The following is a 7,586-nucleotide window of genomic DNA, read 5'->3' as shown; positions in this document are numbered from 1 at the left end:
GTTCTAGTCTGGCGCTCTCCTCCATCTCGGCGGTGGTCTTGGGCGGCACTGCGCTTTCCGGCGGCTTCGGCAGTTCGACCGGGGCGCTTGCGGGCGCACTCGTGCTTGGCATGTTCGGGGATGTGATTTTTTTCGCGGGCTTGCCCCTTGCGTACCAGAAACCGGTGGAGGGGTGTTCGGGCCGGCGGGGCGGGGGGCGTTCGGGCGCGGGGGGGGCTTTTTGTGCGGGGGCGGTAATGCGGGCGGTGAAGTGTGTTCGGGCTGGGGGGGGTGGTCTTTTCCCGCGCCCGCCACTCCTCCAGCGTCAGCGCATAGGTCACATGCGGGCGCAGATGCGGATGCGTCTCTTCCGGCACGCGCGGATGGTCGAAATCGCGTGAAGGATCACGCTTGAGGCCGATACGCTCCATCACCCGCGTTGAACGCTGGTTGTTGTGCACGGCAAAGGAGACGATTTCCGGCGTCTCCTTTTCATCGAAGGCCATGACGAGCAGCGATTGCGCCGCTTCCGTGACATAGCCGTGGCCCCAGAAGCCGGTGGCGAGCCGCCAGCCGATTTCCATGGTTCCGAGCGGGAAGGGCGGGTCGAGATTCATGACGGGGGAAATGCCGCAGAAGCCCATGACTTCGCCGGTCTCGCGCAGTTCCATGGCGTAGAAGCCGTAACCGCTGCCGCGGATCATGCCGTTGATGGTTTCCAACACGGCGTCCGCTTCCGCATGGCTGCGGCGGAAGGGAAAAAACTCCATGACCTTTTCGTCGGCGTTGATTTCGCGGAACAGGTCACGGTCGCTCTCCTTCCACTCGCGCAGAATGAGTCTCTGTGTCTCTCGGATGATCATGGAGTGACAAAATCCGTCTTGCGATAGCCCTGGATGTATAGAAGCGCGGTCAGATCACCATGGTCGATGCGCATCTGCGCCTCGGCTGCCACGGCCGGCTTGGCGTGCAGGGCGACGCCCGCGCCGGCCAGATGCAGCATGCCGAGATCGTTGGCGCCATCGCCGACTGCCATTGCCTCTTCCGGCGAAATGCCGAGCTTTGCTGCAATATCGTTCAGCGCATCCACCTTGGCCTGTTTACCGAGGATGGGTTCGGCAACGGTGCCATCAAGTTCGCCATTGGTTTCGCCCAGCAGATTGGCGCGGTTCTCATCGAAACCGAGCATCGCGGAGACGCGGCCGGTGAAGACGGTGAAGCCGCCGGACACGAGGGCGGTGTAATAGCCCTTCGCCTTCATGGTGGCGATCAGTTCCTTGCCGCCCGGGGTCAGCGTGATGCGCTTTTCGATGACGTCATCGATGACAGAGACCGGCAGGCCCTTCAGCAGCGCCACACGCTCACGCAAAGCAGGTTCGAAAGCGATCTCGCCATTCATGGCGCGGGCGGTGATGGCTGAGACCTTGTCCTTCAACCCGACTTCGGCCGCCAGTTCGTCGATGCATTCCTGGCCGATCATGGTCGAATCCATGTCGGCGATCAGAAGCTTCTTGCGCCGCTGATCCTGTTCCTGGATGACGATATCGATCGGTTTTCCGGCAAGCGCGGCGGCAATCGCGCTGCGCGCCTGTTCGGCGGCGGTGCCGGAGGGCAGGGCGATATCGCAGGCAACGCCATCGGCCAGCCAGTAGAGGCCCGATGCGTTGACGGCCTTCGCGGCCGCTTCGCCGAGGGCCGGTGTCAGAACAGGATTTGACGGATTGGCGATAAGCGTGGCAACGAGAGCCATGATGAAAAACCTTGATGAGAATTTTGATGCGATCCTGATAACCGGCCCGACGGCAAGCGGCAAGTCCGCGCTTGCGCTTCGTTTGGCGCGGGAGCGGGACGGCGTCGTCATCAATGCCGACAGCATGCAGGTTTACGACACGCTACGGGTGTTGACCGCCCGGCCATCCGAAGACGAGATGGAGGGCGTGCCGCATCTGCTTTACGGCCATGTGTCGGCGAGCAGCCTCTATTCAACGGGCGAATGGCTGCGGGACATCTCTGCCCTGCTTGCGGATTTACGGGCGCAGGGGCGTTTCCCCGTCATCGTCGGCGGCACGGGACTTTATTTCAAGGCATTGACGGGCGGCCTCTCCGACATGCCCAACATTCCAGAGGACATCCGCGAGAGATTGCGCGCCCGGCTGGTCGAGGAGGGAGGGGCGGTCCTTCATGCGGAACTCGCCGGCCGTGATCCGGCCATGGCGGACACGCTCCAGCCGGGGGACGGGCAGCGTATCGTCCGGGCGCTTGAAGTGCTTGAGGCGACGGGGAAATCGATCCGGGATTTCCAGCAGGCCCGGGGCCCTATGATTATCGACCCCGACCGGGCGCAGAAATTCGTCGTCCTGCCGGAAAGGCCGGTGCTGCATGATCGCATCAATCGTCGTTTTGAGGCGATGGTGGAGAGCGGCGCGGTGGAGGAGGTGCAGGCGCTTCTCGCGCTCAATCTTCCGCCTGATGCAACGGCAATGAAGGCGATCGGCGTTGCCCAGATCGCCGATATGCTGGCCGGGCGCATGGGCGAGGCGGAGGTTATCGAAAAATCGGCGGCCGCGACCCGTCAATATGCCAAACGGCAGATGACCTGGTTCCGCAATCAGATGGGAGACGACTGGACACGCATCCAGCCGTGAACGGGCGTCAGTCTTTCCGGTAGAGGCTGCCGAGCGGCTTCTTCAGGAGGCTCTCGCGGAGCGAAGGGCGTGTATCGCCGGGCGGCGGGCCATTTTGCGCCTGCATCTGGAAACTGGCCTTGCGCAATTCGTTGACGGCGCCAGAGGCGGTATCGGGTGCCGCCGGATTTGGTGATGCAGGGAGCGTGCGGCCAGGCAGCATGTCCGGGCGATAGGGTTCATATCCCTCCGTTGCAGCTGTGCCCAGTTCCTGCTTCCAGCTATCGACCTCATCCGTTGACCGGTTCGGTGCTGCCGGTTCCGGCAGATCGGAAAAGGCCGCTTCAACGCTTTGCTGGAAGCCGGTGATAACGGGTTTTGGCGTGGCGCGCATGCGGGTGACGATGCTGTTCAGGTCAACCGTATCAGGGGTTTCGTGGTTCACATGGCTGGTGATGCCGCTCGCCTTCGGCAATTTGGCCGTGACGACGCGGTCAAAACGCATGCGCATCGGTACATTGACGGCCTCGCCAAAAGCAATGGCCTCACCATTGCCGATGGACGACAGAAAACTGGTGGTCGATGTCGATGCGTTCGGTACCGCTGAAAGGATGATCTTCTGGTCGATCTCGTTCGAGAGCCGCATGGCGAAAACGGTCGAGCATTGCGACAGGATGGTCTGATCCAGCTCACTCGGCCGCTGGCTGATGACGCCGAGCGAAATGCCGTATTTGCGGCCTTCCTTGGCGATCTGGGCGATGGATTGCCGGGTGGGGAAAAAGCCGCGCTCGGGGTCGGCAGGCGCATAACGGTGCGCTTCCTCGCAGACGACAAGCATATGCAGCGAGCCGCGCGCCAGCACCGCCAGTTCGAAGGACATGCGGCAGAGGACCGAAACCACCGAGTTCACCACTTCGGAGGGAATGCCTGACAGCTGGAATACCGAAATCGGCTTTCCTTCCCCGGGAATACGGAAAATATGCGCCACCGTTTCCAGAATGGTGTCGCTGATCGTATTGCTGGAGAACATGAAGTTGTAGCGCGTGTCGTTAATGGCCGAGAGGATGCGGCCTTTCAGCGTGCGCAATGCGGGTTTTTCGCCGCGTCCTTCCAGCCGTCCGATACGCTCGTCGATGAGGGCGAGAAGATCGGCCATGCGGTAGGGTACCGGCGTATCCGGTGTGATCGCGCTTTTGTCGGAGGTGCGGCGGACGGCGGAACCTTCGGTGCCGCGAAACGCCTTCTTCGCTTCGGGAATGATGTCGCGGAGGACATCCATTTCTTCCGGCACCGGCTTGCGACCGCGGAAGATGACCTCGGCAAATTCTTCAAGCCGCATCAGCCAGAAGGGCAGGTCCAGCGTATCCGTATCGATGACGACGGAATGATCGGGAAAAGCGGCCGCGAATTCATTGTGTGGATCGAGAATGAGGACACGCAGTTTCGGGTCGGTCTCGATCGCCTTGTTCAGAAGCAGCGAAACGGCGGTGGTCTTGCCCACGCCCGTCGAACCGACGACGGCGAAATGTTTGGCAAGCATCTGCGGAATGCTGATGGCGGCGCCGATCGTATCGTCCTGCGTCAGCCTGCCGATCACGCAGGCGTCACGCTTGCCGCTGTCGTAGATCTTCGAGAGGTCGCTGGTGCGGATGCGGTGCGCCACCGCGCCGAGATAGGGGTAACGCGAGATGCCGGTGGAAAAGCGTTCGCTGCCGTCCTCGGTGCGGTAAACTTCGCCCACGAGTTCAACGTCGATCAGCAGCCTGTTCGGTCTGTCCGCTGCCCAATAGTCCTCGCCCGTGCGCATGGCGAAGACGAGGGCCGCGACACGGCTCGTGCCCATTTCGATCGAGATCAGGCGTCCGACAGACCAGAGCTGCGACACATCGGTGGTGCCCGGTTCGGTTTCGGCGGCAATGGTGGCGTGTGCGCCGTTACAGGCGATGACGCGGCCGAGCATGCGGTTCGCCGGCTGCTGGCCGGACCGCCGTTCGTTTTCGTCCATTCGGGACGCGTTATGAAACGTGTCGTTATTCACATTTTTTCCCGGTACATGCGATATCGCGGTGGTTCGGGCAGTATCTGCGCTCTCGATATTAAAATATTATGCTTAACAACAGGTGTACCGACTGCGTTCGAAAATTTCGCGGAAGTCTGCTTGCGGGTAATAAAAGAAGGCGGCGGCGATTTTTTCCTGCAATATGCGTTGACGGCTGGGGGTTTTCTGGCTAACACTCCGGCCCATGAAAAATCTTAACGTACTTATCGTGGTGGGACGGCGCATGGGCAGGATGGTGTAACCATCCGGCGAAAGCACCCATGCGCTGAACGAGGCTCCTATAGGGGCCTTTTTTTATGTCTTCAAACAGGCCCTCGGGCTCCTCGATATCCAAAGCCAAAGCGGGATGGAAACAGGCAATGACGGATAAGGACAATACGGAAAACAGCAATCGCATGACAGGTGCGGAGATCGTTCTGCAGGCGCTGAAGGATAACGGCGTCGAGCACATCTTCGGTTACCCCGGCGGTGCCGTGCTTCCGATCTATGACGAGATTTTCCAGCAGGAAGACATCCAGCACATTCTCGTGCGCCACGAGCAGGGCGCCGGCCACGCGGCCGAAGGTTATGCCCGCTCCACCGGCAAGGTCGGCGTCATGCTCGTCACGTCAGGCCCCGGCGCGACGAATGCGGTCACCCCGCTGCAGGATGCGCTGATGGATTCCATCCCGCTCGTCTGCCTTTCCGGTCAGGTTCCTACATCGTTGATCGGCTCTGACGCTTTTCAGGAATGCGACACCGTCGGCATCACTCGCCCCTGCACCAAGCACAACTGGCTGGTAAAGGACGTCAACGAGCTGGCGGGCATCATCCATGAAGCCTTCCGCATCGCGCAGACGGGTCGTCCCGGACCTGTTGTTGTCGATATTCCGAAGGACATCCAGTTCGCCACCGGCACCTATACGCCGCCTTCCGCCGCCATTCAGCAGAAGAGCTACAAGCCGAAGGTCCAGGGCGACCTCAATGCCATTCATGCGGCCATCGAGCTGATGTCGAAGGCGAAGAAGCCGGTTTTCTACACCGGCGGCGGCGTCATCAATTCCGGCCCGGAAGCCACCCGTCTGCTGCGTGAACTGGTAGAGCTGACCGGTTTCCCGATCACGTCGACCCTGATGGGTCTCGGCGCCTATCCGGCATCGGGCAAGAACTGGCTCGGCATGCTGGGCATGCACGGTTCCTACGAAGCCAATATGACGATGCATGATTGCGATGTCATGGTCTGCGTCGGCGCGCGTTTCGACGACCGAATTACCGGCCGCATCAACGCGTTTTCGCCGAATTCCAAGAAGATCCACATCGATATCGACCCATCGTCGATCAACAAGACGGTTCGCGTCGACGTGCCTGTTATCGGCGATGTCGGCCATGTTCTGGAAGATATGGTCCGCCTGTGGCGCGCCTTGCCGAAGAAACCGGAAAAGGCGCAGACCGCCGACTGGTGGGCGCAGATCGAGCGCTGGCGTGCCCGCAACTCCTTCGCCTACAAAAACTCCAACGATGTCATCATGCCGCAATATGCGTTGCAGCGGCTTTATGAGGCTTCGAAGGGGCGTGACACCTACATTACGACAGAAGTCGGGCAGCATCAGATGTGGGCGGCGCAGTTCTTCGGCTTCGAGGAGCCGAACCACTGGATGACGTCAGGTGGTCTCGGCACCATGGGTTACGGCCTGCCGGCAGCCATCGGCGTTCAGGTTGCACACCCGGAAGCGCTCGTCATTGATATCGCCGGTGACGCCTCGATCCAGATGTGCATTCAGGAAATGTCCTGCGCCATCCAGTACGGTCTGCCGGTGAAGATCTTCATCCTCAACAACCAGTACATGGGCATGGTGCGCCAATGGCAGCAGCTGCTGCATGGCAACCGCCTGTCCAACTCCTATACCGAAGCGATGCCTGACTTCGTCAAGCTCGCGGAAGCCTATGGAGCGGTCGGCATGTATTGCGACGATCCTAGGGAACTGGACGAGAAGATCGCCGAGATGATCGCGGTCAACAAGCCGGTTATCTTCGATTGCCGCGTTGCCAATCTTGCCAATTGCTTCCCGATGATCCCGTCTGGTAAGGCTCATAACGAGATGCTGTTGCCGGATGAGGCGACGGATGAAGCTGTTGCCAACGCCATTGACGCCAAGGGCCGTCAGCTAGTCTGAGCCGGGAGAGGAAAAGGACATGAACGCACACCTACAGCCCACCGGCTCCGCCTATTTCATCCAGAAGGAAACGGCTGCCGTCGAAAATCATACGCTGTCGGTTCTCGTCAGCAACGAGCCGGGTGTTCTCGCCCGGGTCATCGGCCTGTTTTCCGGCCGTGGCTACAACATCGAAAGCCTGACGGTTTCCGAGACCGAACATGAGGCGCATCTATCGCGCATCACCATCGTCACGCGCGGTACCCCCATCGTGCTGGAGCAGATCAAGGCGCAGCTGGAACGTATCGTGCCCGTGCACCGGGTTCTCGATCTCACCGTTCGTGCCCGCGAACTGGGGCAGGAGCGGCCTATCGAGCGCGAAGTGGCGCTCATCAAGGTCGCCGGCACGGGTGAAGTGCGCGCTGAAGCCCTGCGCCTTGCGGATGCGTTTCAGGCCAAGGTGGTGGATGCGACTGTCGAGCATTTCATCTTCGAAATCACCGGCAAGTCATCGAAGATCGACCAGTTCGTGGCCATCATCAAGCCGCTCGGCCTGATCGAAATCTGCCGCACCGGTATTGCTGCGATGAATCGCGGTTCGCAGGGAATGTAATCTCCGTATTTGGAGCAGATGCTGAAATATAAGCCCGCGGTTCGCCGCGGGTTTATGGGATGGCCCGCCCTTTCACCCAGCATCGAGTACAGTGCTGGCATTCGGAAAGCGAAAGGAACGAGCCAATGTCTATTGCTATTCTTGGAATTGATCTGGGCAAGAACTCCTGCAGCGTGGTC

General features: G+C 60.5%; 5 protein-coding genes and 2 pseudogenes. 4 read left to right on the top strand and 3 right to left on the bottom strand.

Annotation, left to right across the window (positions count from 1 at the left end; all coding sequences use genetic code 11):
• A pseudogene (locus ASB65_RS29160) lies at window positions 1-173 on the top strand (ABC transporter permease); the annotation flags it as partial.
• A gap of 108 nt (window positions 174-281) precedes the next feature.
• Here ASB65_RS29160 and ASB65_RS19075 read toward each other — a convergent pair.
• A pseudogene (locus tag ASB65_RS19075) lies at window positions 282-842 on the bottom strand (GNAT family N-acetyltransferase); the annotation flags it as partial.
• Window positions 839-1,729, bottom strand: a complete 891-nt coding sequence (serB, locus tag ASB65_RS19070; protein ID WP_060725071.1) for a phosphoserine phosphatase SerB — start codon at window positions 1,727-1,729, stop codon at window positions 839-841. The pseudogene ASB65_RS19075 and the gene serB, both read right to left, overlap by 4 nt.
• Between serB and miaA the strand changes: the two genes are divergently transcribed.
• A complete protein-coding gene (gene miaA / locus ASB65_RS19065; RefSeq protein WP_060725070.1) occupies window positions 1,728-2,624 on the top strand; it encodes a tRNA (adenosine(37)-N6)-dimethylallyltransferase MiaA in 897 nt (298 codons plus the stop codon). The two genes, serB and miaA, sit on opposite strands and share 2 nt — an antisense overlap.
• A gap of 7 nt (window positions 2,625-2,631) precedes the next feature.
• Here the strand turns inward: miaA and ASB65_RS19060 are convergent, their stop codons facing one another.
• Window positions 2,632-4,641: an ATP-binding protein gene (locus tag ASB65_RS19060; protein WP_080868449.1), complete on the bottom strand. Its 2,010-nt coding sequence runs from the start codon at window positions 4,639-4,641 to the stop codon at window positions 2,632-2,634.
• A 380-nt stretch (window positions 4,642-5,021) separates the two neighbouring features.
• On the opposite strand from ASB65_RS19060, the gene ASB65_RS19055 reads away from it, so the two are divergent.
• Entirely contained in the window at window positions 5,022-6,815 is a 1,794-nt protein-coding gene (locus tag ASB65_RS19055) for an acetolactate synthase 3 large subunit (protein ID WP_060725068.1), read from the top strand.
• A 19-nt stretch (window positions 6,816-6,834) separates the two neighbouring features.
• Window positions 6,835-7,407, top strand: a complete 573-nt coding sequence (gene ilvN / locus ASB65_RS19050) for an acetolactate synthase small subunit (RefSeq protein ID WP_003507555.1) — start codon at window positions 6,835-6,837, stop codon at window positions 7,405-7,407.
• Window positions 7,408-7,586 lie beyond the last annotated feature (179 nt).

The organism is Agrobacterium tumefaciens str. B6 (assembly GCF_001541315.1).
Classification (GTDB): domain Bacteria; phylum Pseudomonadota; class Alphaproteobacteria; order Rhizobiales; family Rhizobiaceae; genus Agrobacterium; species Agrobacterium radiobacter.
The sequence above is the reverse complement of the archived record's forward strand: the minus strand, read 5'-3'. Positions and strand labels throughout refer to the sequence as shown.